The sequence below is a fragment of the Bacillus sp. FDAARGOS_235 genome, assembly GCF_002073415.2.
Classification (GTDB): domain Bacteria; phylum Bacillota; class Bacilli; order Bacillales; family Bacillaceae_G; genus Bacillus_A; species Bacillus_A toyonensis.
Map to the genome: position 1 here is coordinate 3,003,237 of NZ_CP020437.2, position 26,899 is coordinate 3,030,135.

Annotated in this window: 27 protein-coding genes and 1 riboswitch; of the genes, 20 read left to right on the forward strand and 7 right to left on the reverse strand. The window is 36.0% G+C overall.

Annotated features, from left to right (window positions below; translation table 11 throughout):
- Nucleotides 1-48: 48 nt before the first annotated feature.
- From A6J74_RS17400 to A6J74_RS17420, 5 genes are all read left to right on the forward strand, one after another.
- Nucleotides 49-1,248: an MFS transporter gene (locus A6J74_RS17400; RefSeq protein ID WP_000521084.1), complete on the forward strand. Its 1,200-nt coding sequence runs from the start codon at nucleotides 49-51 to the stop codon at nucleotides 1,246-1,248.
- Nucleotides 1,249-1,389: 141 nt separating this feature from the next.
- Complete coding sequence (locus A6J74_RS17405) at nucleotides 1,390-2,106, forward strand: LytR/AlgR family response regulator transcription factor (protein ID WP_000698261.1); 717 nt, start codon at nucleotides 1,390-1,392, stop codon at nucleotides 2,104-2,106.
- A 122-nt stretch (nucleotides 2,107-2,228) separates the two neighbouring features.
- Nucleotides 2,229-4,304 carry a carbon starvation protein CstA gene (gene cstA, locus A6J74_RS17410; protein WP_000854304.1) on the forward strand — a complete coding sequence of 692 codons (2,076 nt, stop codon included), beginning with the start codon at nucleotides 2,229-2,231 and terminating at the stop codon, nucleotides 4,302-4,304.
- Complete coding sequence (locus A6J74_RS17415; RefSeq protein WP_000914411.1) at nucleotides 4,297-4,500, forward strand: YbdD/YjiX family protein; 204 nt, start codon at nucleotides 4,297-4,299, stop codon at nucleotides 4,498-4,500. Before cstA ends, A6J74_RS17415 begins: the two co-directional genes overlap by 8 nt.
- A 147-nt stretch (nucleotides 4,501-4,647) precedes the next feature.
- Nucleotides 4,648-5,703 carry a diguanylate cyclase gene (locus tag A6J74_RS17420; protein ID WP_000942910.1) on the forward strand — a complete coding sequence of 352 codons (1,056 nt, stop codon included), beginning with the start codon at nucleotides 4,648-4,650 and terminating at the stop codon, nucleotides 5,701-5,703.
- Nucleotides 5,704-5,790: 87 nt separating this feature from the next.
- Here A6J74_RS17420 and pdxK read toward each other — a convergent pair whose 3' ends face one another.
- Complete coding sequence (gene pdxK / locus A6J74_RS17425) at nucleotides 5,791-6,615, reverse strand: pyridoxine/pyridoxal/pyridoxamine kinase (protein WP_000174255.1); 825 nt, start codon at nucleotides 6,613-6,615, stop codon at nucleotides 5,791-5,793.
- A gap of 134 nt (nucleotides 6,616-6,749) precedes the next feature.
- Between pdxK and A6J74_RS17430 the strand changes: the two genes are divergently transcribed.
- The 3 genes from A6J74_RS17430 (at nucleotide 6,750) to A6J74_RS17440 (ending at nucleotide 9,807) form a co-directional block, all read left to right on the forward strand.
- Nucleotides 6,750-8,321: a GAF domain-containing sensor histidine kinase gene (locus tag A6J74_RS17430; RefSeq protein WP_000488134.1), complete on the forward strand. Its 1,572-nt coding sequence runs from the start codon at nucleotides 6,750-6,752 to the stop codon at nucleotides 8,319-8,321.
- A 20-nt stretch (nucleotides 8,322-8,341) separates the two neighbouring features.
- Nucleotides 8,342-8,989: a response regulator gene (locus A6J74_RS17435; RefSeq protein ID WP_000695807.1), complete on the forward strand. Its 648-nt coding sequence runs from the start codon at nucleotides 8,342-8,344 to the stop codon at nucleotides 8,987-8,989.
- A gap of 191 nt (nucleotides 8,990-9,180) precedes the next feature.
- Nucleotides 9,181-9,807, forward strand: coding sequence for an FMN-dependent NADH-azoreductase (locus A6J74_RS17440; RefSeq protein WP_000246728.1), 627 nt, complete (start codon nucleotides 9,181-9,183; stop codon nucleotides 9,805-9,807).
- 59 nt (nucleotides 9,808-9,866) lie between these two features.
- Here the strand turns inward: A6J74_RS17440 and A6J74_RS17445 are convergent, their stop codons facing one another.
- Nucleotides 9,867-10,538: a transcriptional regulator YeiL gene (locus A6J74_RS17445; protein ID WP_000868705.1), complete on the reverse strand. Its 672-nt coding sequence runs from the start codon at nucleotides 10,536-10,538 to the stop codon at nucleotides 9,867-9,869.
- 106 nt (nucleotides 10,539-10,644) lie between these two features.
- Between A6J74_RS17445 and A6J74_RS17450 the strand changes: the two genes are divergently transcribed.
- On the forward strand, nucleotides 10,645-11,340 hold the full coding sequence (locus A6J74_RS17450; RefSeq protein WP_000760209.1) for a YjjG family noncanonical pyrimidine nucleotidase: 696 nt from the start codon (nucleotides 10,645-10,647) through the stop codon (nucleotides 11,338-11,340).
- A 43-nt stretch (nucleotides 11,341-11,383) separates the two neighbouring features.
- Here A6J74_RS17450 and A6J74_RS17455 read toward each other — a convergent pair whose 3' ends face one another.
- On the reverse strand, nucleotides 11,384-12,613 hold the full coding sequence (locus tag A6J74_RS17455) for a chloride channel protein (RefSeq protein ID WP_000185592.1): 1,230 nt from the start codon (nucleotides 12,611-12,613) through the stop codon (nucleotides 11,384-11,386).
- A 312-nt stretch (nucleotides 12,614-12,925) separates the two neighbouring features.
- A riboswitch (SAM riboswitch) is annotated at nucleotides 12,926-13,030 on the forward strand.
- Between the two features lie 92 nt (nucleotides 13,031-13,122).
- Between A6J74_RS17455 and A6J74_RS17460 the strand changes: the two genes are divergently transcribed.
- The 3 genes from A6J74_RS17460 (at nucleotide 13,123) to A6J74_RS17470 (ending at nucleotide 16,747) form a co-directional block, all read left to right on the forward strand.
- Complete coding sequence (locus tag A6J74_RS17460) at nucleotides 13,123-14,421, forward strand: bifunctional O-acetylhomoserine aminocarboxypropyltransferase/cysteine synthase (RefSeq protein WP_000504768.1); 1,299 nt, start codon at nucleotides 13,123-13,125, stop codon at nucleotides 14,419-14,421.
- On the forward strand, nucleotides 14,405-15,310 hold the full coding sequence (gene metA / locus A6J74_RS17465) for a homoserine O-acetyltransferase MetA (RefSeq protein ID WP_001121528.1): 906 nt from the start codon (nucleotides 14,405-14,407) through the stop codon (nucleotides 15,308-15,310). The genes A6J74_RS17460 and metA overlap by 17 nt, the downstream gene beginning before the upstream one ends.
- A gap of 141 nt (nucleotides 15,311-15,451) precedes the next feature.
- Nucleotides 15,452-16,747 (forward strand): homoserine dehydrogenase, encoded by a 1,296-nt coding sequence (locus A6J74_RS17470; protein ID WP_000659113.1) that lies wholly within the window; start codon nucleotides 15,452-15,454, stop codon nucleotides 16,745-16,747.
- 170 nt (nucleotides 16,748-16,917) lie between these two features.
- Here A6J74_RS17470 and A6J74_RS17475 read toward each other — a convergent pair whose 3' ends face one another.
- The gene (locus tag A6J74_RS17475) at nucleotides 16,918-17,544 is read right to left on the reverse strand and encodes a YczE/YyaS/YitT family protein (RefSeq protein WP_000943407.1); all 627 of its coding nucleotides are present in this window, start codon (nucleotides 17,542-17,544) and stop codon (nucleotides 16,918-16,920) included.
- Nucleotides 17,545-17,642: 98 nt separating this feature from the next.
- Between A6J74_RS17475 and A6J74_RS17480 the strand changes: the two genes are divergently transcribed.
- From A6J74_RS17480 to A6J74_RS17500, 5 genes are read left to right on the forward strand one after another with little or no spacing between them, the layout of a single operon-like run.
- Entirely contained in the window at nucleotides 17,643-18,620 is a 978-nt protein-coding gene (locus A6J74_RS17480) for a LacI family DNA-binding transcriptional regulator (protein ID WP_000181952.1), read from the forward strand.
- A 10-nt stretch (nucleotides 18,621-18,630) separates the two neighbouring features.
- The gene (locus A6J74_RS17485) at nucleotides 18,631-19,512 is read left to right on the forward strand and encodes an SGNH/GDSL hydrolase family protein (RefSeq protein WP_002109204.1); all 882 of its coding nucleotides are present in this window, start codon (nucleotides 18,631-18,633) and stop codon (nucleotides 19,510-19,512) included.
- On the forward strand, nucleotides 19,509-20,426 hold the full coding sequence (locus A6J74_RS17490) for an ABC transporter ATP-binding protein (RefSeq protein WP_000207726.1): 918 nt from the start codon (nucleotides 19,509-19,511) through the stop codon (nucleotides 20,424-20,426). The genes A6J74_RS17485 and A6J74_RS17490 overlap by 4 nt, the downstream gene beginning before the upstream one ends.
- Nucleotides 20,419-21,411, forward strand: a complete 993-nt coding sequence (locus A6J74_RS17495; RefSeq protein ID WP_001206471.1) for an ABC transporter permease subunit — start codon at nucleotides 20,419-20,421, stop codon at nucleotides 21,409-21,411. The genes A6J74_RS17490 and A6J74_RS17495 overlap by 8 nt, the downstream gene beginning before the upstream one ends.
- 19 nt (nucleotides 21,412-21,430) lie before the next feature.
- Entirely contained in the window at nucleotides 21,431-22,108 is a 678-nt protein-coding gene (locus A6J74_RS17500; protein ID WP_000432532.1) for a uracil-DNA glycosylase, read from the forward strand.
- Between the two features lie 109 nt (nucleotides 22,109-22,217).
- Here the strand turns inward: A6J74_RS17500 and A6J74_RS17505 are convergent, their stop codons facing one another.
- The 3 genes from A6J74_RS17505 to A6J74_RS17515 form a co-directional block, all read right to left on the reverse strand.
- The gene (locus tag A6J74_RS17505) at nucleotides 22,218-22,511 is read right to left on the reverse strand and encodes a DUF3817 domain-containing protein (RefSeq protein ID WP_000953396.1); all 294 of its coding nucleotides are present in this window, start codon (nucleotides 22,509-22,511) and stop codon (nucleotides 22,218-22,220) included.
- 211 nt (nucleotides 22,512-22,722) lie between these two features.
- Nucleotides 22,723-23,544, reverse strand: coding sequence for a Cof-type HAD-IIB family hydrolase (locus A6J74_RS17510; RefSeq protein ID WP_000221386.1), 822 nt, complete (start codon nucleotides 23,542-23,544; stop codon nucleotides 22,723-22,725).
- Between the two features lie 228 nt (nucleotides 23,545-23,772).
- A complete protein-coding gene (locus A6J74_RS17515) occupies nucleotides 23,773-25,056 on the reverse strand; it encodes a purine/pyrimidine permease (RefSeq protein WP_000847016.1) in 1,284 nt (427 codons plus the stop codon).
- Nucleotides 25,057-25,151: 95 nt separating this feature from the next.
- Here A6J74_RS17515 and A6J74_RS17520 point away from each other — a divergent pair, with 95 nt between their 5' ends.
- The 3 genes from A6J74_RS17520 (at nucleotide 25,152) to A6J74_RS17530 (ending at nucleotide 26,880) form a co-directional block, all read left to right on the forward strand.
- A complete protein-coding gene (locus tag A6J74_RS17520) occupies nucleotides 25,152-26,144 on the forward strand; it encodes a potassium channel family protein (RefSeq protein WP_000994012.1) in 993 nt (330 codons plus the stop codon).
- 6 nt (nucleotides 26,145-26,150) lie between these two features.
- On the forward strand, nucleotides 26,151-26,447 hold the full coding sequence (locus tag A6J74_RS17525) for a YwdI family protein (protein WP_001167342.1): 297 nt from the start codon (nucleotides 26,151-26,153) through the stop codon (nucleotides 26,445-26,447).
- Nucleotides 26,448-26,511: 64 nt separating this feature from the next.
- Nucleotides 26,512-26,880 (forward strand): DUF423 domain-containing protein, encoded by a 369-nt coding sequence (locus tag A6J74_RS17530; protein ID WP_000688311.1) that lies wholly within the window; start codon nucleotides 26,512-26,514, stop codon nucleotides 26,878-26,880.
- The last annotated feature ends 19 nt before the right edge of the window (nucleotides 26,881-26,899 follow it).

Genomic DNA, 26,899 nt, shown 5'->3' on the forward strand with positions numbered 1-26,899 from the left:
ACACATGTAAAATGATGTGTAAAGACACCTGTGTGAGGAGGACTTCTTGTGGGCAAGGTAAAAGAAATTTCGAAGCGAAAGCTACTTGGCATAGCGGGGCTTGGATGGCTATTTGATGCAATGGATGTTGGAATGCTTTCATTTGTAATGGTGGCACTCCAAAAAGATTGGGGATTAAGTACGCAAGAAATGGGATGGATAGGTAGTATTAATTCAATTGGTATGGCAGTAGGAGCGCTCCTTTTTGGGATACTATCGGATAAAATAGGCCGAAAATCAGTCTTTATTATTACATTATTACTATTTTCTATCGGTAGTGGTTTAACTGCTTTAACGACGACACTCGCGATGTTCCTCGTTTTAAGATTTTTAATTGGTATGGGGCTTGGCGGTGAGCTTCCGGTTGCCTCTACACTAGTATCAGAGAGTGTTGAAGCACATGAACGAGGTAAAATAGTTGTGCTATTAGAAAGTTTTTGGGCAGGTGGCTGGCTAATTGCAGCTCTTATCTCATATTTCGTTATTCCGAAATATGGTTGGGAAGTTGCGATGGTGTTGAGTGCGGTTCCGGCACTATATGCTTTATATTTAAGATGGAATTTACCAGATTCTCCGAGATTTGAAAAGGTCGAGAAAAGACCGTCTGTTATCGAAAATATAAAGTCAGTTTGGTCTGGAGAATATCGTAAAGCTACAATTATGTTATGGATTTTATGGTTTTGTGTTGTCTTTTCCTATTATGGAATGTTCCTTTGGTTACCTAGTGTAATGGTATTAAAAGGATTTAGTTTAATAAAAAGTTTCCAGTACGTACTTATTATGACATTAGCTCAACTTCCAGGGTATTTCACAGCCGCTTGGTTTATTGAACGTCTTGGGCGAAAGTTTGTTTTAGTTACGTATTTAATCGGTACAGCGTGCAGTGCCTACTTGTTTGGAGTTGCAGATTCATTAACAGTTTTAATCGTGGCAGGCATGTTACTATCCTTCTTTAATTTAGGTGCCTGGGGGGCATTATACGCTTATACACCTGAACAGTATCCGACAGCTATTCGTGGTACAGGTGCAGGAATGGCGGCCGCATTTGGCCGTATTGGTGGTATTATTGGCCCGTTATTAGTAGGCTATTTAGTTGCTGCACAAGCTTCACTTTCGCTAATATTTACGATCTTCTGTGGATCAATTTTAATTGGAGCATTTGCTGTAGTTATACTTGGGCAAGAAACGAAGCAACGAGAATTAGCGTAAAAGGAAAGGGGGGACCGAGGTGGTTTCCTTTTTTCTGTTTTTTTAGATAAATAATGGTATAGTAAGAAAAAGGGATTGTTTCTTATTAAAGAGAATGTATACAACAGGACATACGGACAAAGGAATTAGGTGGTTGGATAAATGAAAATTTTACTTATCATGGAAGAGGCAGAAGAGCGAAGGAAATTAGTTGAGAACTTTACTGAGAATATTCGAAATATAGAATGTTTTGAAGCGAATACAGGAACAGAATCTTTGTTAATAATGAAAAAACATACACCAGATTTTGTTTTTTTAAGTTCGCAATTAATAGATGGTACTGGTTTTGAATATGCGAGTTTATTACGAGAAGTAAATTGCTATACGAAATTTATTTTTATGGGTGAGGATATAGAAGAATCCATTACAGCATTTCGTTTTCAAGCATTTTATTATTTATTACGACCATTTCGTGAAGAAGATTTACAATTTCTTTTATATAGAATGGGTAAAGAGCAAGGAGAGAGAGCAAAGAGTTATTTGCGAAAACTACCGATAGAAGGTCAAGAGGGAATTAGATATGTTTTCCCAGAAGATATTGTATATGTGAGTAAAAATAAGGAGAATAAGACGGTTTCAATTTATACAACAAATAATCAGTATATTTCAACATATACACTTCAGGAATTGGAAAATAAACTAAATGTATATGATTTTTTACGTGTGCATAAAAGCTATTTAATTAATATGTCATATGTACAAGAACTGAAACCATATTATAACGGCACGTATAATTTATATTTAGACAGGTATGATGAGCAACCGATTCCAGTCAGCCGTAATTATGTAAAGCGCCTTCGAAATAAAATTGAATTATAGTAGGTAATGAGAGTATTTTAACATGATAAACTAAAAATCCTTCATGATAAGGAGGATTCAACTTAAATATTCAGAAAATTTAGTACAATCTCCACTAAGAAGTAGTATTGGGGGGATTGTATGTGAAGACGTTGAAGTCGATTTTACTTTGGGGGGTTATTACGGCAGTAGGAGCAGGTGCTTTTGGTGTAATAGCTTTATCACAAGGTGAAACTATTAATGCTGTGTGGCTCTTAGTAGCTGCAGTATGTGTGTATGCAGTTGCTTATCGATTTTATAGTAGATTTATAGCGAGAAAGGTTTTTGATTTAGATAATAATCGGCAAACGCCAGCCCATACATTGAATGATGGAAAAGATTATGTGCCGACAAATAAGTGGGTATTATTCGGGCATCACTTTGCAGCAATTGCTGGGGCAGGGCCTTTAGTAGGACCTATTTTGGCAGCACAGATGGGATATTTACCAGGGACAATTTGGATTATTGTCGGGGTAGTGGTCGCTGGAGCTGTACAAGATTTTGTAATTTTATTTGCTTCGATGAGACGTAATGGTAAATCGTTAGGTGAAATGATTAAAGATGAGATAGGCCCTGTGACTGGGCTCATTGCCATGATAGGTATTTTAGGCATTATGATTATTTTATTAGCAGTATTAGCATTAGTTGTAGTAAAGGCACTTATCGGAAGCCCTTGGGGAATGTTTACGATAGCGGCAACGATTCCTATCGCTATTTTAATGGGAGTATACATGCGCTACATTAGACCTGGCCGGGTTGGTGAAGGATCGGTAATTGGTATTATTCTACTTATTCTATCTCTTATTGGAGGTCAGTATGTAGCTGAAAACCCAACGCTTGCAAGTATGTTTACGTTTAGTGGTGAAACAATTGCTATTATGCTTATCGTATATGGATTTATTGCATCGGCATTACCAGTTTGGATGCTTTTGGCACCGCGTGATTATTTAAGTACATTTTTAAAAGTAGGGACAATTGTTGGATTGGCAATCGGTATTTTAATTGTAGCACCAGATTTACAAATGCCAGCAGTTTCAAAATTTATCGATGGAACAGGCCCTGTTTTCTCAGGTAACTTATTCCCGTTCTTATTTATTACGATTGCCTGTGGGGCGGTGTCTGGATTCCATGCGCTTGTTTCATCTGGTACGACGCCAAAAATGATTGAGCAAGAGGGGCATGCACAGCCAATCGGTTATGGAGCAATGTTGATGGAGTCGTTTGTAGCAGCGATGGCTATGATTGCGGCTTGTGTATTAACACCAGGAACTTATTTTGCAATTAACAGTCCGGCAGCACTTATCGGTACGGATGTATCTCAGGCGGCCCAAGTTATTTCTTCATGGGGATTTGCTATTACACCAAATGAATTAAAAGATCTTGCTGTAAACGTTGGAGAACAAACGATTTTATCACGTACAGGTGGCGCACCAACGTTAGCGATAGGTATGGCATATATTTTCTCACAAGTAATAGGTGGGACCGCAATGATGGCATTTTGGTATCATTTTGCCATTCTTTTTGAAGCACTATTTATTTTAACAACGATTGATGCAGGAACGCGTGTCGGTCGCTTTATGATTCAAGATATTTTAGGACATGTATATAAGCCGTTTGCGAAAACAGATTCTACATTAGCGAATGTAATAGCTACAACGTTATGTGTATTAGGTTGGGGATATTTCTTATACCAAGGAGTAATAGATCCACTTGGTGGAATTAATACATTATGGCCATTGTTCGGTATTGCAAACCAAATGTTAGCGGGTATTGCATTATTACTTGGGACGACAATTTTATTCAAAATGGGGAAAAAGGTGTATGTTTGGGTGACACTTATCCCGACTGTCGGATTGTTAATTGTAACAATGACAGCTGGTTATCAAAAGCTATTTCATGAAAATCCAAAAATAGGATTTCTATCTCATGCAAAGGTGTTTCAGGGAGCATTAGATGAGGGGAAAGTGTTAGCTCCAGCTAAAAATGTCGCTCAAATGAAACAAATTATTTTCAATGATTATATCGATGCTGCACTTTGTGGGATTTTTATGATAGTTGTAATCGCCGTATTAATTTCTGCAATTCGAATTTGGATTCAAGTATTAAGAAATAAGCCGATGCCGTTAAAAGAGGCACCATATATTCCTAGGGATGAAAGTGAGTCGAGGAATTATGCTTAAAAAACTACGGCAAGTATGGGGTAAAAGGAAACAGTTTATTAGTTTACTTGTAGGGGTACCAAGTTATGAAGCATATGTGGAGCATATGAAAAAGCATCATCCAGAAGAAGAGATTGTATGTCAGAAGCAATTTTTCGCTGAGGCGCAAGAAGCTAGATTTAATGCGAAAGGCGGCAAGATATCACGTTGTTGTTAATAAAAAAGGGACGAATCTTCGTCCTTTTTTATTTTTTGCTGTTTCACGTGGAACAGCAAAAATAAATAAAAAGCTTTGGGAATTATAGGGAGTTCGTATACAATAAAGTAAGGAAAGGGATAGACGAAAAAGTAGGGAGATTATTTTATGTTAAGGGATTTATTTGTAAACACAACAATCATTCTTTCCTTTATCTTTATTGGAGGTCAGCTTTTAAGAGATAGTCCATTAAAAGAAGGATTCTCTTTCTGGCAGAAATGTGTAGTAGGTATTTTTACTGGAATATTAGGTATATTACTAATGCATTTTGGTGTACATATTGAAGATATTATGTTGGATCTACGCTATCTAGCTGTTATTTTAGCAATTATAGTTGGAGGCCCGATAGCTAGTAGTATAACAGTTATTATGATTTTAATTACAAGGATAGTTTTTACTGAGTACTCTTTAGCCTCTGAATTGGCTTGCTATACAATTGTATTAAGTGGAATTGGTGTTATCTTTATTGCAAGAATGCAAATTTCCATTATGTTAAAGTTGATATGGTTACACGTATACTGCCTTTCTATTTTAGTAGTACCGATGTATATATTATTTAACGATATATCTGTAGTTGTACTGTATTTAATTTCAAGTATTACTACAGGCTACATAACATTCGTAAGTGCAAACTATGTTTTACAATCCAATGAGCTATTTCAAACGATGAAGCAATACGCAACGATAGACGCATTGACAGGTTTAGGAAACGTAAGGCAGTTTGATCTAGAGATGAATCATCATATTGGTAATAAACACATGGAAAATGATTCACTTTGTTTACTACTTATAGATATTGATCACTTTAAGTATGTAAATGATACGTATGGGCATCCTGCAGGAGACGAAGTGTTAAAACAAATAGGGTGTATTTTAAGAGGGATTTCAACATTTCCGGATTTGGTTTTTCGAAAGGGTGGAGAGGAATTTGCACTTTTGATACCGCAGAGGGGACTATCTTATGGTATTCATCTTGGGGAACAAATCCGTATAGCTGTTGAAAAACATTCATTTCAATTGTTAGATGGAACGAAAATAAAAATCACAGTGTCGGTAGGGATTTCAGAGTATAAAGGATCACAGGAACAGCTTATTCAAGCGGCTGATGACGCGTTATATTACTCAAAAAGAAATGGTAGAAATCAGGTCAATTCTGCATCTTAAAGGTAAGATGACCAGAAGATGTAAAGTTTATTAAAAAAACACCCACAGAGGGAACGTATTAGCTCTGCGGGTGTTTTTATTTATACGCTAGACAAGCTCTTTCGGTGCAACGAATTTACGATATGCACCATGATGAGTTGGTCCTACGTATTCGTTAATCTTGAATGAGTAACGAATAGCAGCTGTGATAAATTCTTTAGCAGTTTTTACTGCTTCTTTCACAGATTTTCCTTTTGCAAGTTCTGCTGTAATTGCAGCAGAATATGTACAACCAGCGCCGTGTGTGTTTGTAGTATCAATTTTTTCTGATTCTAGAAGATCGAATGTTTCTCCGTCATATAGGACGTCGATTGCAGTTTCTGTACCTAGTTTACTACCGCCTTTAATTAGGACGTATTTAGCACCTAAAGCGTGGATTTTCTTCGCTGCTTCTTTCATGTCCTCAAGGGAATTAATTTTCACGCCGCTTAATTGGTAAGCCTCAAATAAGTTTGGTGTTACAACTAATGCTTTTGGAACTAAAACGTCACGTAAGCAATCATTCGTTTCAGGATGTAATGCTTCATCTGCGCCTTTACATACCATAACAGGATCAACTACTACGTTTTTGAAATTATGCTTTTCAATTGTTTCTGCAACCATTTCAATAATTTCTACTGATCCAAGCATACCCGTTTTTAAAGCATCTACGCCAACACCTTCAATTGTTGTTTCTAATTGTGGTTTTAATGTAGAAGCTGGGATTGGGAATACGTTATGTGCCCAACCGTTATGTGGATCCATCGTTACGATCGTCGTAAGAGATGTCATTCCATATACGCCAAGTTCTTGGAATGTTTTTAAATCTGCTTGTATACCAGCACCGCCACTTGTATCAGAACCAGCGATAGTAAGTGCTTTATTTAATGTCATTATGAAATCCCCCTCAAGTGATATAATGAAAACTATGTTTTCACCATTATATCAATGTTACGAATAAGTACAAAGTGAAAAGTAGATGATTTACTTTAGAGGCGATTTAAAATCTTGTATGTAGGAGATTGAGCATGTTTCGAGATAATCGTACAAATGAATTAGTTATATTAAAAGAAATTGCAGAAACACTGAATACATCAAATGATACATATCATGTATTGCAAGCGGTGCTAGAAAAATTGCTAAGTGTAACAGGTTTGACGACAGGATGGATCTTTCTTGCGGATGAAAATGGGAAGTATACGAAGTTGATCGATTACCAGTTACCAGAGGCACTGACATATGAAAACAAACGCCCGATGTGTGAAGGTGAATGTTGGTGTTTACGTGGATTTGTAGATGGGAAATTAGAACGAGCTGTTAACATTATTGAATGTAAAAGAATTAATAATGCAATTGAATACAATTGGGGAGATACAGAAGGAATTCTTCATCATGCTACAGTTCCTTTAAAAGCAGGAGGAGAAAAGTTTGGCTTATTAAATGTAGCGAGTCCAGGTAAAACACATTTTTCAGAAGAAGAATTAGTATTGCTCCAATCCGTTGCTTTCCAAATTGGGACGGCTTTAAAACGAACGAAATTATATGAAAATGAAAAACGAAGAGCACATTATTATGTGAAATTGGAACGTTTTATTCAAGATTTAAAAACAATTCATAGGTTTAATGTATTACCTGAAAAAGTTGTAAATCACGTAGGTGAAGTATTTCAATGGAATCAAGTGGCGTTTTTTATTAGAGAAGAAAAAGAATTATCTTTGCGAGCGTCTTTTAGTCAGGAAGAGTTACAAGAAGATGTAAAAGAAGCGGCAAAGAAGGCGCTAGTAAAAGGTGAATCGGTTCTTTTAAAACGTCAAATTGGTCATAATGTACATCTAAATGGAGCTGTTATTGCTACGCCAATACATATTCAAAGCCATGTATTTGGTGTTTTATGTGTAAGTTTAAATAATGGAGAATTTGATGTGAATACAATAGATGTAATCCAAGCGCTATCGAATCATATTTCGTTAATAATAGAGAATTTAAGATTAAACGAGCAGCGTCGTGAACTTGTACGAATGGAAGAAAGAAATCGATTAGCAAGAGATTTACATGATTCTGTTTCACAGAAATTATTTTCATTAACCTTTATGACAAAAGGTGCTGAGGCAGTTTTAAAAGGTCAAAACGAAAAAGTGGATCGATCTTTGCATGACATGCGTGAACTAGCGCAAGGGGCATTAAAAGAAATGAGGACATTAATTTGGCAGCTTCGTCCGGCAGGATTAGAAAAAGGATTATTACCTGCTCTAAAGCAGTACGGTGAAAACTTAGGATTGAAAATTAGGGAGCAAGTTACCGGTGTTCGTGACTTACCTCGTGTGGTAGAAGAGGCATTATGGCGCATTGGACAAGAAGCGTTAAACAATGTAAGTAAGCATGCAGGTGTAAAAGAAGCGACGGTTTATTTTACAGTGACTGAGAAAAATGTATCATTAGAAATAGTTGATCAAGGAAATGGCTTTGTAGAAAAAGATATAAAAGAGAAAAAATCACTCGGTATGACTACGATGCGTGAAAGAGTAGAATTAGTTAGTGGAACAATTAAAGTTGTAAGTAGCAAGAAACGAACGAGCGTAAAAGTAAATGTACCATTATGATGTGAAAATGAGGGAAGTTTGTGAAAATAAAAGTATTGTTAGTTGATGATCATACAGTCGTTTTAAAAGGGTTAGCATTTTTCTTGAGTACACAGGAAGATTTAGAGTTAGTTGGAGAAGCAAATAATGGGAAAGAAGCATTAGTGAAAGTAGGAGAAACAAATCCTGATGTTGTACTAATGGATTTATATATGCCTGAAATGGATGGCGTTGAGGCGACAGCTTGTATAAAAAATGAATATCCAGATGTGAAAGTAATCGTATTAACTAGCTTTTCTGATCAGGCACATGTTTTACCGGCATTAAAAGCAGGAGCAAGTGGTTATATTTTAAAAGATGTAGAACCGGATCAACTTGTTGAAGCTATTAGAAGCGCATATAAAGGTAATATTCAATTACATCCCGATATTGCGAGCGCCCTTATCTCTCAAACATTGCCTCAAGAAGAGAGAGCAGAGGAACATTTCGTTCATGTAGATGTATTGACAGCAAGAGAAAACGAAGTGTTACAACTATTAGCAAAAGGGATGAGCAATAAAGAAATTGCCTCTGTTTTAGTTATTACAGAAAAAACGGTTAAAGCACATGTAAGTAGTATTTTGAGTAAATTAAACTTATCTGATCGCACGCAGGCAGCATTATATGCAGTGAAAAATGGGATTGTATAAGACGAAAGTCGTAAGACCTAGTTCGCCTTTAGGAGGTGGACTTTTTTTATGGAAAAATACGTCTATGTGAGGACGAAATTGTCTTGATATAAAGATAAAATATGTTTGTAAGCAACAAAACAACAATTACAAGGGATACCTTTTTTAAAAACATATAACAACGTAAGAGTGAGTATTAGGAGGAAGAAATAATGGCAACAGTTTTATTCGTAAAAGCAAACAATCGTCCAGCGGAACAAGCAGTTAGTGTGAAATTATATGAGGCATTTTTAGCAAACTATAAAGAAGCACATCCAAATGATACAGTAGTAGAACTTGATTTATATAAAGAAGAATTACCATATGTAGGCGTAGACATGATTAATGGTACATTCAAAGCAGGTAAAGGATTTGATTTAACGGAAGAGGAAGCAAAGGCAGTAGCAGTTGCTGATAAGTACTTAAATCAATTTTTAGAAGCTGATAAAGTTGTTTTCGGTTTCCCATTATGGAACTTAACGATTCCAGCAGTATTGCACACGTATATTGATTATTTAAACCGTGCTGGTAAAACGTTTAAATATACACCAGAAGGTCCAGTTGGACTTATTGGAGATAAAAAAATCGCATTATTAAACGCACGCGGTGGCGTATATTCTGAAGGTCCAGCGACTGAAGTAGAAATGGCTGTTAAATATGTAGCAAGTATGATGGGCTTCTTCGGTGCAACAAACATGGAAACAGTGGTTATTGAAGGACATAACCAATTCCCAGATAAAGCAGAAGAAATCATTACTGCGGGTCTTGAAGAAGCAGCTAAAGTAGCAAGCAAATTTTAATTGAAATTATAATCGCCACTCAAAGAAACAGCATTAACATAAACGTTAATGCTGTTTCTTTATATTTTTAACTCATCAGCAAGTTTTTCTAATTGACTTCGATCTTGTATATAATATGTTCGGCCTTCTTTTTTTAAATAATTTTGCTGGCAAAACTGGTTTAATACGTATAAAAGGTGACGATAACTGACGTTTAAGTATTCTGAGGCTTCGGTATGTTTTTCGGTATAGCAATTATTTTGTTCTGTTAATAGAATAAACGCCGCTAATCGATTTTCGAACGGATAACTATTGTTTTTTGCATAACTTTCTGTTCGGGCAATTGTTTTTTCGCCAATGAATTTGCATAGTTTCTGTAAAAAGGTAGCATCTTGCAATAAAAGATGCTGACAATCTTTAAGAGGAAGTGCTAAGCAAATACAATCATCGATTACCTCAACTGCTTTAGTAAAGGATTCTACACCAATTAATCCTAATTCTCCAATGAACGAAGGTGCTTGAATAAAGTTAATTAATGAAACCTTTCCGTTTTTGTGACTCATATATATTTTTGCTTTCCCAGAAATTAAATAATAAAGATAAGGGAAATCAACCCCTTCAGTACATATCTTTTCTTTCTTTTGAAAGGAATGTAGCTCAGCATACGGTAAGACATCAAAAGAAAAAAGAGTGTGGAGATTGTAAGTTTGCATGTAATGAGAAATTTCTTCGTTGTTTTTGCTGACTTTCATATTTTCACCTCATATTTAGTATGAGATATCGCCTATTATTTTTACAAGAAAGAATGATACGATTTACTTAAATTTGTTTTTGTAGAAAAGAGAGTGTGAGGGGTTTATGAAAAAATATAAAACATTGTTGTTTGATGTAGATGATACACTGTTAGATTTCCAGAAGACGGAGAAAGTGGCATTACGTATGCTTTTTGAGGAGAAAGGGATTCCTCTAACTAGTGAGGTTGAAGCGCGTTATAAAAAAGTTAATAAAGGTCTTTGGGATGTTTTTGAAAAAGGCGAAATCAACCGCGATGAAGTTGTAAATACACGGTTTTCCATTTTATTCAAAGAGTACGGGGAAGAAGTAGATGGGATATTATTCGAAAATAATTACCGTAGCTACTTAGAAGAAGGAAATCAACTCATACAAGGTGCATTTGAATTTATAAATCAAATTCAAAATGAGTATGATTTATATATAGTGACAAACGGCGTTTCTAAGACGCAAGATAAACGTTTACGCAATGCAGGGTTACATTCATTGTTTAAAGGTATTTTTGTTTCTGAAGATACAGGTTTTCAAAAGCCGATGAAAGAGTATTTTGATTATGTTTTTGAACGGATTCCTAACTTTGCTTCTGAGGAAGGGCTTATTATTGGGGATTCATTAAGCGCCGATATTAAAGGTGGATATGTAGCGGGAATTGATACTTGTTGGTTTAATCCAGAAAAGAAATTAAATGATAGCGAGATTGTGCCAACATATGAAGTGCATAGTTTTGAAGATTTATACGCTCTATTGAAGCGGCATGTGTAACAAAAATAGGCAGTGGAATTTTTGTCCCTACTGCCTACTTTTATTAATTTGTAGTTTCGTTCCGTTTAGGAAGCGGAAATGCATTACCAATCGCTGCTGCCCCGAGCATTGGTAATAGTAAATTAAGCGGGAAAAACATAAGTAATAGCAAAGTTATAGCTATTGGCTTTCGTAACGCATAGCTCGAAATCGCTGTCGTTACGATGGCCACAGATGCTACTGGATCTATAGGAAGAATAGAAGCTATAGCGTATCCAATACTTGACCCTGAAAATATAATTGGGAAAATATGTCCACCACGCCACCCCGTATTTAAACAAACGGCAGTAATGCATAGCTTTAAAACTCCTGAAAGAAGTAGTATCCAAAAGGATAAATGCCCCCATTCAACAACTAATTCTTTTAATTGATGTTCCCCTGAAAATAATGTGTACGGAAGAAAAGTGCCTACAATTCCTAATAAAATACCACCGATAATTCCAAGTGTAATTTTGTACTTTGTAAAAGGATGAATTAACTTCTCTAATATGAATTCTAATTTGAAGTAAAAGAAACCAATTATAGCACCAATACTAGCAAGCGGGAGAAATGCGATCCATTCATTGAAAGAAAGTGAACCTTCTCCAAAATCAACAATAAAGGATCCTCGATTATCGAGTTTACTCAGTAGTAAATAAACAGAAAAACCTGCAAAAGTAGTAGTTAAGTATACTATTGCTTTTTTTCCTTTAGAAAATTCGTTAATTTGCTCACTCTCATTTTCATTTGGGGCCAAGTAACCGAATAATGGTGCATTAAAAATGACACTTAAAGTAGCACCAATTCCAACCTCTGTTAGTTCATTCATTCCCTTTAAAGCAAATTTAAAGCGATCACCAACCCATGTGCAAAGTCCGCCAATAATTCCAACAAGTGCGGCTTCTGGACCGAGACTAGCCCCAAATATTAAGACAATAATCGCAGTTAAAGTAGCTTGATGGACAAAACGGTATTCAATCCTACCTGTTTTTTTATATTCATCCATAACCTCTGGCATAAGACGTGGATATGTACCAAAGTATTTTTGTGATAAACCAACAAGAATCCCGCCGATTGTGGTTACGCAAAGGGTGTAATAAGGGGGGGAAGAGAAAACGCTAGGTAAATAACCCCAAATAAAATGGATCCCGATATTTATCGTAACTAAAAATAGCCAGACTGTAGCGCCTACTATGGATCCTAGAAGAATGCCATATAAGACGATTATATAATGCATGTCTTTTGTATTTGTCATGTTATACCTCCGTTATGCAAGTTTTAGTAGGAAAAGGTTGCAGATGTTAGTGTGAAATGGATTGAATATGTATAGTATCTTTTTGAGAGGATTGCTTATTCAACATGTAGGGCGATTTTTTGAATTTATAGTTTAAGTTACTTATTTAATTTTATAGATTGATTTGAGTTTTTTAAAGGTCTTTTTTGAAATAGAATGGAATATATTTCTTTTGTTGCTTTCTATAAAAACTGTTAACGTTTATTTTAGAACATTCGGAAAAATCGATTGACATTAGGAAATTATTGCTATAAAATCAACGGTAATTGCATAGTCTTATCAAGAAAAGGTGGAGGGACAGGCCCGATGAAACCTTGGCAACAGCCGTATAACGGAATTGTGCCAAATCCTGCAGGTAATAATCCTGAGAGATAAGAAAGAGCCTTTAGAGCGTGTTTTCAAACTGCTCCTTTCTTATTTTCAGGAAAGGGGCAGTTTTTTATTTTGTATAAAAGAAAGGAGAATGAGAGATGGGAGAATCATGGGGAAAAGGAACGATTTGTGTGCAAGGTGGCTATACACCAAAGAATGGTGAACCACGTGTTTTGCCGCTTTATCAAAGTACAACGTATAAATACGATACGTCGGATGATTTAGCAGCACTATTTAATTTAGAGGCAGAAGGATATATATATACGCGTATTGGCAATCCTACTCTAGCTGCATTCGAGCAGAAGTTATCAGATTTAGAAGGCGGTGTAGGAGCGGTTGCAACAGCTTCTGGGCAGGCAGCCATTATGCTAGCAGTTTTAAATATTTGTAGTAGTGGAGATCATCTTCTTTGTTCTTCAACAGTTTACGGGGGGACGTTTAATTTATTTGGAGTAAGTTTACGTAAGCTTGGCATTGATGTTACGTTCTTTAATCCAAATTTAGCAGCAGATGAAATTGTGGCACTTGCTAATGATAAGACGAAACTCATCTATGCAGAATCGTTAGGAAATCCAGCAATGAACGTTTTAAATTTCAAAGAATTTTCAGATGCAGCCAAGGAGCTGGAAGTACCTTTTATCGTTGATAACACATTAGCGACTCCTTATTTATGCCAAGCGTTCGAACATGGAGCAAATATTATTGTTCATTCTACGACGAAATATATTGATGGGCATGCAAGCTCTTTAGGTGGCATTGTAATTGACGGAGGAAATTTTGATTGGACAAAAGGGAAATATCCTGAGCTTGTTGAACCAGATCCAAGTTATCACGGCGTAAGCTATGTTCAAAACTTCGGGGCAGCAGCTTATATTGTGAAAGCACGTGTTCAGCTGTTAAGAGACTATGGAAATTGTATGAGCCCATTCAATGCGTATATTAGCAATATAGGCTTAGAAACACTGCATTTACGAATGGAGCGTCATAGCGAAAATGCTCTCGCAGTTGCCAAGTGGCTTGCTAACCATGAACGTATTGAATGGGTGAATTATCCGGGGTTAGATAGTAATGAAAATTACTCGTTAGCACAAAAGTATTTGAAAAAAGGTGCTAGTGGAGTTTTAATTTTCGGTATTAAAGGTGGATTAGAAGCAGCAAAAGAATTTATCGCAAATGTAAAACTAGCGACTCTCGTAACGCATGTAGCTGATGCAAGAACTTGTGTTATACATCCTGCTAGTACGACGCATAGACAATTAAGTGCTGAAGATCAGCGTTTAGCTGGTGTTACATCTGATTTAATTCGTTTATCGGTTGGTATAGAAGATGTTTCTGATATTATTGCAGATTTAGAAGCGGCATTAGTCGGAGGCAAACAACATGCCGATCATAATTGATAAAGACTTACCAGCTCGTAAAGTATTGCAAAAAGAAAATATTTTTGTAATGACGAAGGAACGAGCAGAAACACAAGATATTCGGGCATTGAAAATTGCTATATTAAATTTAATGCCAACGAAGCAAGACACAGAGGCACAATTACTTCGATTAATTGGAAATACACCGTTGCAATTAGATGTTCATTTGCTTCATATGGAATCACATCTGTCTCGTAATGTAGCGCAGGACCATTTAACAAGCTTTTATAAAACGTTTCGTGATATTGAAAATGAAAAATTTGATGGGCTCATTATTACAGGAGCACCAGTTGAAACTCTTTCTTTTGAAGAAGTAGATTATTGGGAAGAGCTTAAACGTATTATGGAGTATTCAAAAACGAATGTAACATCCACGCTTCATATTTGCTGGGGGGCACAGGCTGGTTTGTATCATCATTACGGCGTTCCGAAGTATCCCCTTAAGGAAAAAATGTTCGGCGTATTTGAACATGAAGTCTGTGAGCAACATGTGAAACTGTTACAGGGGTTTGATGAGTTGTTTTTTGCCCCGCATTCCCGTCATACAGAAGTACGAGAGAGTGATATTAGAGGGGTGAAAGAATTAACGTTGTTAGCAAACTCTGAAGAAGCTGGTGTTCACCTTGTTATTGGGCAAGAAGGAAGGCAAGTTTTCGCCCTCGGACATAGTGAATATAGTTGTGAGACGTTAAAACAAGAATATGAACGAGATCGTGACAAAGGGTTAAATATTGACGTGCCAAAAAATTATTTTAAACATAATAATCCAGATGAAAAGCCGCTTGTTAGGTGGAGGAGTCATGGGAATTTATTATTCTCTAATTGGTTGAATTATTACGTGTATCAAGAAACCCCTTATGTATTGTAAAAAAAGATTGTGTAACACGTGGCAACGTTTTCTTTGTAAGGATTACTCTTTATTTTTCCGAATGTTCAAAATACATTGTTTTTCAGATTTTTTACTCATATAATTTCATCTAAACACAATTTTTGAGGGGTGGACAGTATTATGAAAGAAATTCAGGTTGGTCTATTAGGTCTTGGGACAGTTGGTAGCGGTGTAGTTCGTATTATTACAGATCATCAAGAGCGACTTATACACCAAGTAGGTTGTCCAGTGAAGGTAACGAAAGTATTGGTGCAAAACATTGAGAAAGAGAGAGAGGTAGAGGTACCTTCTACTCTATTAACACAAAATGCAAATGAAATTTTAGATAATCCAAATATTGATGTTGTCATCGAAGTGATGGGTGGCATTGATGATGCAAAGGCATATATTTTACAAGCTTTACAAAGTGGGAAGCACGTTGTGACTGCAAATAAAGATTTAATGGCGTTACACGGAGCGGAACTATTAGCAGTAGCAAAGGATAATAAGGCTGATTTGTTTTATGAAGCAAGTGTAGCTGGAGGAATCCCGATTTTGCGAAGCATCGTAGAAGGACTTTCTTCAGATCTTATTACGAAAGTAATGGGAATTGTAAATGGAACGACAAATTTTATTTTGACGAAAATGTCAGATGAAGGGAGAGCATATAACGACGTGTTAAAAGAAGCCCAACAACTTGGATTTGCAGAAGCAGATCCAACATCAGATGTAGAAGGTTTAGACGCGGCAAGAAAAATGACGATTTTAGCTACTCTCGGTTTCTCTACAAACGTAGAGCTTGGAGATGTGAAAGTAAAAGGAATTACTTCTATTACAGAAGAAGATATTGAATATAGTAAGAGCTTAGGTTATACAATTAAATTAATTGGTCTTGCAAAGAGAGATGGCGAAAAATTAGAGGTTACAGTTGAACCGACTTTACTTCCCAATACACATCCTCTTGCGGCAGTGCAAAATGAATATAATGCTGTGTATGTGTACGGTGAAGCGGTAGGAGAAACGATGTTTTATGGGCCGGGAGCAGGAAGCTTACCGACAGCAACAGCGGTTGTTTCGGATTTGGTTGCTGTGATGCAAAATATTAGACTAGGGGTAACAGGAAATAGTGCTGTAGTCCCGCAATATCAAAAAGTATTAAAAGAGCCAGACGAAATTGTCGTGAAAAAGTTTTTAAGACTGCATGTAAAAGATGAAATTGGTGTATTTGCAAAAATTACTTCATTGTTCTCTGAGCGCGGAGTTAGCTTTGAGAAAATTATTCAAATGCCGCTTGAAGAGAAAGGGAAAGCAGAAATTGTAATTGTAACGCATCGTGCTTCTCTTGCGGATTACGAGTACATTCTACATACATTGCAAGGGTATGAAGAAATTGATTGCGTGAAAGCAAATTATCGAATTGAAGGGGATGCTAAGTAGTATCTCTTATCATAAAGTGAAACGGGGTGTCCATCCTAAGTTGATCATTAGTCTTCACCAATCGGGCATTTAGGGGAAGTTATCTCCCGCCTAACTTCTTTGCCTTTGCTGGACTTTGAGGTGGAAGTTTTACTGCCCACAAATAACGGGATAAAATAAAAAAGAGCCTATTAAGCAGCTTGCTTAATAGGCTCTTTTTTATTTAAAATCTGCGTACCAATTTGAATAAATGCTTGAATGATCCAACCTGTTGTAAAGGATAAGATAATTGTTCCAAAATAGATGGGTCCATCTAATAAGAAGCTTAATGTTAAAAATAGAAAAGCCAATGAAATCTCTGTTTTTCTAAACGTCCATTTTCTCTTCTCAGCAACTGTTAAAACGAAAGCTTCTTGAGGTGCTGCGCAAAGGTTTGTTGAGACATAAAGGCCAATGCCAGCTCCGACAAATAGATTTCCACAAATAAGTGTTATATATTTTGGAAGAGAGCGGATAGCGTCCATAATAATTGTAATGGAACCAATCCAGTCAACAAAAAGAGAAATAAGAATCATCGTTACAATTGTGCCGATTGTAATTTGTTTTTTATTCCAAAAGAGTACGATAAGTGTAAAAGCAAAGTTAATCATGAAAATCCAAAAACCAATACTTATCCCGAAATTTTGATATAGTGCAATAAAGAAGGAATCGTAAGGGCTAAGTCCAAAGGAAGTAATTGTCGTCATCATATTAATACCGATGGCAAGAATGAGTAAACCGCCAATGAAAAATATATATTCTAATTTGAATCGAAGCATAGTTGCATATCCTTTCTAAATGTATTTGCTAGGAAAGGATATATTGTGGAAAGCTTACCAGGTCAAGTGAAAATTTTTGAGGGGAAGGGGAAAATGAGATGACGAATATAAGAAAGATTGCTGAACTTGCCGGGGTATCGGTTTCAACCGTTTCGCGTGTACTAAATAATCATCCATACGTGAATGAACAGAAACGAAAAGAAATTTTAGCGATTATAGAGGAATTGAATTATACGCAAAATGTGAACGCGATTCATTTAGTGAAAGGAAAAACGAATGTAATTGGCGTTTTATTGCCACACGTAAATGATCAATATTATAGTGCTATTATTGAGGGGATATCAAAAGAAACGGCAAAGAATAATTATAATATGATGCTTTGCCAGACAAATTACAGCGAAGAAAGAGAACTAGAAATTTTACATATGTTAAAAATGAAAAAGCTTGATGGGGTTATTATATGTTCCCGTGCCAATAGTAAGGAGAAACTTGAAGAATATACGAAATTCGGCCCGATTGTTATGTGTGAAGAAATAGATTCGAAATGCATTTCAAGTGTGCATATTGATTACTACAAAGTATTTTCGCATGGGATGAAAAGCTTAATAGATGTCGGTCATACACGTATTGGATATTGCATTGGAAGAAGTAATAGCATTAATAGCCAAAGACGAAAAAAGGCGTATGCAGATTCGCTTCAACAGAGTACCGTAACACCGTTAGAGACTTGGAAATTTGAAGAGTGTTTTACGGTGGAAGATGGACGTAACGTAATTAGAGAATGGGCTCGTATGTCTGTAAAACCGACGGCGTTTCTTGTATCTTGTAATCATATTGCAGCGGGAATGGTAACAGAAGCAAAAAAACAAGGAATTCGAATTCCAGAAGATATGACGATTATCGGATGTGACGATCAAGAGGTAGCAGATATATTAGGTATAACAACAATTTCTCATCCTAGTAAAAATGTCGGGATAAAAGCGTTTGAATTATTATATGAAAAGATTAATGCAGAGAAATTAGATGTGAAACATATAGAGTTATTACCAAAGTTAGTAAATAGAGAAACAACGTGATAGGGAAGGTGTGAAAATCGCTTTTCAAAATTTCGTTTGGTATAATTATGGACAATCTAAGAGGGCTAAAAGGGGTTTTGACATGAGATCAAAAGTAGTAAAAGTAATCCTACTCATTACAATTGCATCTTTTTGTTTATTTGCATATGGCTTTGTTTCAGGTGTAAATGATGTATTAAATCCGAAAGCTTCAAGTTTAATTAAGAAAACGGATGTAGTAGCAAAAGAGAAAAAGAAAACGGGAACATTGCAAGTCGTTAGTTTAGGTGATTCGTTAACGCGCGGCGTCGGTGATAAAGAAGGCATTGGCTATATTGGACGAATGAAAGAAGATTTAAAAAAAGATTATAAGCAAAAGGTTGCACTAACTAACTTGGCAGTGAGTGGTGCGAAAATGCCTGATTTATTAAAACAAATTGAAAGCAGCGGTGCTCAATATTCAATTAAGCAAGCAGATGTGATCGTTTTAACAATTGGCGGAAATGATTTATTTCCAGGCTGGGAATCGCTTGGAAAGATAGATTTAGAAACATACCGTCCTGATACGGAAACGTTCCAAAATGAAGCTAAGAAAATTATAGAACAAATTCGTAAGTTAAATACAGATAGCCCTATTTTTTGGCTAGGTTTATATAATCCTTTTGAAGATGTAGAAGATTTAAAAGGGTCTTCAAACATTGTTGTGGATTGGAACGCTTCTTTAGAGAAGTTAGCGTTAAATGATAAAAATGTATATATTACACCGACATTTGATTTATTCCAAAACCGTGGAAAAGATTTATTATACTCTGATCATTTTCACCCGAATGAAGTAGGGTACACATATATGGCAGAACGATTAGTTCAAAATGTTGTGAGTAAGTTAAAACTAGAACAAGGAGGGGTAAAATGACGACGATACTTTCCGTGCGAGACTTGAAGAAGGTAATTGGAAAGAAGACTCTTGTAGAGAATATTTCCTTTGATGTAAAGCAAGGAGAAGTGTTCGGGTTCCTAGGACCGAATGGTGCTGGAAAGACGACTACCATTCGAATGTTAGTCGGATTGATTAAGGCGACAGAAGGTACGATTTCTATCGGTGGTTATTCAATTAAGGAAAATTTCAGAGAAGCGATGCGTCAAATTGGGAGTATCGTTGAAAACCCAGAACTGTATACATATTTAACAGGATGGGAAAATTTAAAGCAATTTGCTCGTATGTTAGGTGATATATCAGATGAACGTATTATTGAAATTGCTCAAATGGTTCATTTGGATGAAAGAATTCATGACAAGGTAAAAACGTACTCACTCGGTATGAAACAGCGCCTTGGAATTGCGCAGGCGCTCCTTGGGAATCCGAAGTTGCTCATATTAGATGAGCCAACGAATGGTTTAGATCCAGCCGGGATTAGAGAACTTAGAGAATTTATACATACGCTTGTGAAAGAAGAAAATATGAGCGTGTTTATTTCAAGTCACTTGCTAAGTGAAGTACAAATGATATGTGATCGTGTTGCAATTATTCATAAAGGAAAAATGATAACAGTTGCCAAGGTTGAAGAGTTAATTAAAACAGCAAGTGATCGTGTAGAATGGATTGTTACACCAATTTCTAAGGCGAAAGATATGCTAGAAGCGGCCGAGGAAGTAAGAGAAGTGAGTGTAGAAGGCGAGCGATTACTATGCCGCATGGATATTGCATCTATAAGTAGTTGGAATAAACACTTTGTAGAAAATGAGATAGATGTGCATAGCGTTAAGGAGCTTGTATTTACGCTAGAAGATTTATTTATTGAACTCACAAGGGGTGAGCAGCATGCGTGAATTTGCGAATCTAGTTTTAAATGAATCAGAAAAGATTTACCGTAAGAAACGTATTTTTGTTGTCATGCTTATTTTAGCAATCTTGATCCCGCTTTTTGTGTATGCGCAGTATCGTGAAATAGAAACGACACAAAAAAGACTCGGTACAAAGGATTGGAAAGTTTCATTACAACAGCAAATTGTTGATTCCCAGAACCGGTTGAACAATTCTAGGTTGCCAGAAGAATGGCGTGATTGGTTAAAAGTAAGAGTTGAGCAACAACAATATTATTTAGATCATGATATTAACCCGATGGCACCGGGTGCACCGACTTTTGTCAGAGCATTTATTGAACAAGGAATTACATTGTTTATTCCGCTTCTCGTGATGATTGTCGCTATTGATATCGTTTCGGGAGAACGAAGTGATGGGACGATGAAGATGTTACTTACGCGGCCGATTCGGCGCTGGAAAATACTACTTAGTAAATACGTGACGATGTTATTTTTCATTTCGCTCATACTGTTTCTTGTAGGTTTGTTTGCTTACATATTATCAGGGCTTGTATTTGGGTACTCGGGATGGAATTTACCTGTTTTAACTGGATTTGTCATTGATAAGGAAACGTTAAATACGAATTTTGTACATCTTATTCCGCAGTGGCAATATATTTTAATGGCGTACGGATTAGCTTGGTTTGTTGCTATCGTTGTCGGAACTATATCGTTTATGGTTTCTGTTTTAATTCGCAATACACCAGCTGGTATGGGTGTTATGTTAGCTGCATTAATTGCAGGTGGTATTTTAAGTTCATTTGCAACGTCTTGGGAAGGCGCAAAATATATTTTTAGTGTGAACCTATCATTAACGGATTATTTATCAGGAAAATTACCTGCATTACAAGGTTTATCGATGGGATTTTCTTTGATGAATTTAACTGTTTGGGCAGTTGTTTCCCTTATTATTTCGTTCATAGTATTTACAAAACAGGATATGTTGAATTAATTAGACAGGAAGTGACAGTATGGAAAATGTTTTAAAAAATGATTGGGGGCCGTTATTGGCACCAGAATTTGAGAAAGAATATTATCGCGAATTGGCTAATTTTTTGAAAGAAGAATACAGTACACATGTTGTTTATCCAAAGATAGAAGATATTTTTAACGCTCTAGAGTATACAAGTTATGAAAATACAAAGGTCGTTATTTTAGGACAAGATCCATACCATGGACCGGATCAAGCGCATGGTTTAAGCTTTTCTGTGCAACCCGGTATTAAAACGCCACCGTCGTTGTTAAATATGTATAAAGAACTTCGAGATGAATATGGGTATGACATTCCAAATAACGGTTATTTAGTAAAGTGGGCAGAGCAAGGAGTTTTATTATTAAATACTGTATTAACAGTTCGGCAAGGTGAAGCAAATTCTCATAAAGGAAAAGGATGGGAGTATTTCACTGATCGTGTAATTGAGCTATTAAATGAACGTGAAAAACCAGTTATTTTCATATTGTGGGGACGCCATGCACAGGCGAAGAAGAAGTTAATTACGAATCCAAATCATCATATTATCGAATCTGTACATCCAAGCCCATTGTCAGCAAGACGTGGTTTCTTTGGAAGTAAGCCGTACTCTAAAGTAAATACGATTTTAGCTAATATGGATGAGAGAGAAATTGATTGGGAAATTCCAAATTTGTAAAGTGAAACTTTAATCAGTGGGGTTTTGTTCACCCCCTACTGATTATCAGCCCTCACCAATCGGGGTAAATAGAAAAGGTAGTTAACAGTCGTTAACTACCTTTTTATTATCATTGTTGCTCGTTCTTTAATTTTGCATCTAGTACAAAAGTACCAAATGGGATAACTGATGAAACGAATGCCCCAAGTGCCCATAAAATTGATTTACGGTGTACGATTGTTACTTGAATGACTGCAAAGATGAATAGAATAAATAGAACACCATGAGCCATGCCTGTAATTTTAACAGCTGTTGCAAATCCTGCGAAGTATTTCAATGGCATTGCTACAAATAATAGTAATAGGAAAGAAATCCCTTCAACTAGTCCAATTGCTCTTAATCGTCCGATTGGTGTAGATAACATGTACAGTAGCCTCCTTTAACGTATGCTTGTTTATAGTAAATTTGTATTCTTTTTCAAAATAAAATAGTCTATTTTGTTTCATTATATACAAAAAGAAAGTTTACACTACGAGAATAGTGCAAAGTTCAAAATATAGTCACAAAAGCACGAGAATTTAAATAAAAACCTATTTGAAGTGTTTGACTTCAAATAGGTTTTATGAATGAAAATATTAAATAAGTACTTCTGTTTTTAAAACGAATTTCTCTACAACTTTTGCAACGCCATCGTTCATATTTGTATCTGTTACATAGTTTGCAATTTCTTTAATATCATCTGGCGCATTACCCATTGCAACGCCAAGACCTGCGAATTCAATCATCGCTTGGTCGTTATAGCTGTCGCCCATTGCGATAACTTCTTCGCGTTTAATACCAAGTTTTTGGATGAGTTGGTTTAGGCTTGTTCCTTTTGTAACACCATATTCAGTAAATTCTAAGAAGAATGGTTTTGAACGCATCACGCTTAATTGGCCTTCTAGTTGTTTTTGTAGTTTCTTTTCAACTTCAACAAGACGTTCAGCCTCTTTATTCATTAATACTTTTACTACCGGCTCTTTAACTGCGGCTTTAAAGTCATCTACTACAACAATTGGCATACCAGTAATATCGCCCTCAATTTCAGTATAAGGGTTATTTTCTTCCGTTACGATATCATCGCCCATATAAGTATGAATCCATACATCTTCAGTTTTACTAATTTCAAATAGGTTGTGAACGATTTCAGGAGATAGCGTACTACTAAAGATTTCTTCGTTTGTTTTACAGTTAATAATTTTTGCACCATTAAAAGATAGAATGAAACTGCCGTATTCTTCTAAACGAAGTTCTTTGGCTACATTGCGCATACCAAACGTTGGACGTCCAGAAGCAAGTACAACCTTTACCCCTTGCTCTTGTGCAGTCATTAAAGCTTCTTTCGTACGAGGTGAAATAGTATGGTCATCACGTAATAAAGTATCATCTAAATCTAAAACAATCATTTTATAAGTCATATAGAAAATTCCTTTCTTTAATTGAAATCAAAATACATGTTCATGAAGATGTTGAGGAATAATAGTAAGACATCAAACCTCTTTGAAAAGAAGTAGATAAATTATTATGAGTGTGTTGCTCATAATATTGGTTAATAATCATTGGGGATGAATAAAACCCCAATGATTAAAGTTTGATTTTATCGTAACAACTCTAAAGGTAGAGTGCAATAATGTAAGTTTTCCAATTTACGATAGTTGTTTTGCTGTGGAACGAGAAAATAGTATTTCTAGCAAGATTGCCATTACAGATCCAAGAACGAGACCGTTACTTAAAAAAGATGCTAGAAATGGTGGAAGTGTGGAATATGCTCCTGCTGGAACAAACATAACCCCGACTCCTGTAAAGATGGAAAGACCGGCTACTTTAAATAATCGTTCTTTATCCTGGACAGTTTCGTATTCTCGAAAGGCGAGGCCAATCATGCTTGCGAATACAGGATAAATAGCGGCATAACCAACTGCAACTGGGATTGCTGCAAAGAATGAAGTGATCTTTGGGAATATACTAACGGCAATAATAAAGCTTGATCCTAATATAAATGGAAGGCGTTTATAAATATTAGTCGTTGCAATAAATCCTGCTGATCCAGAAATAGCAACAGGTCCAATAGCTGAAAATAGACCGCCTAGCAATTGATTTATTCCCGTTATAATGCCAGCTTGTTTAAAGCGATCTGGAGCTGCATCTGTTTCGTATTTAGAAACAACCTTTTGTACAACACGAATACTTGCTAACATATTTGTTAGAAGTAATAGTGTAACGAAAATGACTGTAATTGCCATGTTCCATTCAACGCGAGGCATTCCGAAAACGAATAGAGATGGAAGCCGGATTATGTCTGTTACAGGTGTTACAGGATTAGATAATCCGAAGCATGCAAATAAAATCCAGCCGCAGACAATACTGAAGAGAACGGAATATTGTCCAATAATAGGTAGCTTCATAACGAAAAAGGATAGTAAAATAACAATGAGTGAAAGAATAAATACTTTTGGTTGTACTTCTGTATGTTGTCCATCAAGACCAAACATTCCTTTTAAGAAGGAGCCACTGAGTTGCGTGACAAGAAGAAATAAATATGTTCCAATAACTGTCGGTGTAAAGTAGCGAACTAGTTTATCAATGAGTCCAAAAACGCTAAGAATAATGCAAATAATACCGCTTAATAAGAAAGCATATTGAAGAACTTTAAGTGTCTCATTGCTTGATCCAAATAATATGACGCCTAAACTTGCGTAAAGGGAGAAAATTCCCCACCAAAGGCCAGCAGGACCTTCTTGAATAGGAAGTTTATGCCCAAATATAGCTTGCAAGAGACCAGCAAAGCCTAGAACAAATAATGTTCTTTGTATGAATGCGATAGCTTCAGCGCCATCAAGACCATAACTAGTTGCGACACTAATTGGTACAATAAGGCTTCCTGCTAAAATAAATAGTGCCCATTGTAAGGCGGAAAGAAATGTCTTCATTATATCAACCTCTTTCATAGATTCCGTATCTAGTATATACGTATTTTATTTCCACTGGCAAAGATTGTAGATAGAGAAAAGAGTTGAAACACGATATGAATGCACGTAAGCAATTATGGATAGCTGTTGTATGTATGACCTTTGTTGTAATTTTAGGAACACTAGGATTTATGACAATTGAAGAGATTAGTTTGTTTCAAGCATTTTGGATGACGATGATTACTGTATTGACTGTTGGATACGGAGATGCCGTTCCTGTAACGCAAGCAGGGAAAGTATTTGCGCTCCTTATTATTCCTGTTGGTGTTGGTATTGTTACATATGCAATTGGAGTAGTGGCAGCTATAATTATTGAAGGGAATTTATTTCATGCAGTGCGGAGGAAGAAGATGGATAAACAAATAGCACAGTTACAAAATCACATTATAGTATGTGGTTGCGGTAGAGTGGGGCTTCAAGTTGTACATGAATTGCAAGAAAAGAAAATTCCATTTGTTGTTGTCGATAAAGATGAAAGCATATTAGAGAAGGAAAAGCTTTTGTATATACATGGAGATGCGACGGAGGATCAAGTTTTACATCATGCTGGAATTTCAAAAGCGGCTGGTTTAGTTGCTATTGTTGCAAATGATGCTGAAAATGTATTTATTACATTAACGGCAAGAGGATTAAACGATGCAATTAAAATTGTAGCAAGAGCGGAAAAGCAAGAAACCGAAGAAAAATTAAGGCGTGCTGGTGCAAATAAGGTTATTAATCCATCTAGTATGGCAGGAATTCATATTGCAAAAGGTATTGCGAATCCGCTAACAGTTCATTATATTGATACAGTACTGTATGGAATAGAGCAATCATTTGTAATTGAAGAAATTTCAGTCGGAAACGATTCTATCTTAGTCAATAAATCGTTACTAGAGAGTGATGTGAGAAATCAATTTGATGTAACAATTTTAGCGATTTTGAGAAGTGGGGATATTATACATAATCCGACGGGGCAGGAAAAATTGCAAGAACATGATATGATAATAGTATTTGGTTCAGTAGAGAAGCTGGGGCAATTTGAGAAAGAACTACAAAGTACGAGGTGATAAGGAATGCAAATATCGAGCGATAAGATTTTAAATAAAATGGCGAATGAAATTGCAAAGGCAAAAAGTAGTGAAGGACAAAAATCAAAAGATCATTTATTAGTTGTGCGTGCTTTATGCGATTTACTATTAGATGAACAGGTTGAATCTTCTACGTATAGAGAGCCGCAAATTCAATCGCAAGTAATTAGATCGCAGCCTATAACAACAGTTCAACCAGTTCAACCAGTTATACCGGTTTCTGGAGAACCTGTGTATATAAAAGAAGAAGGGGCAAATGGTAATTCTTTATTTGATTTTTAAGGATTAAATCGTTTGGCTTATATGAAAAAATTGCTTATGATAAAAGTAAAAAAGGGGAATTAAGATGAAAATTTTCTTTTTACTAGGTTGTATTGCAGCGGGGCTATCTGTTGCGTTAGGAGCCTTTGGGGCACATGGTTTAGAAAATAAAATTTCTGCGAAAATGTTAGAAGTTTGGAAAACAGGCGTTACATATCAAATGTTTCATGCAGGTGGACTATTCGTAGTTGCTCTATTGATGGATAAGATTCAATCATCACTTTTAACTACTGCTGGTTGGCTTATGGTAGCTGGGATTATTATGTTCTCAGGTAGTCTTTACGCACTAAGTACGACAGGTATTAAGTTCTTTGGTCCAATTACACCTCTTGGTGGTGTAGCGTTTATTGTGGCGTGGATTTTAGTAGGAACTGCAGTAGTAAAAGGGTTATAAAAAAACAAAAGCTGGCATT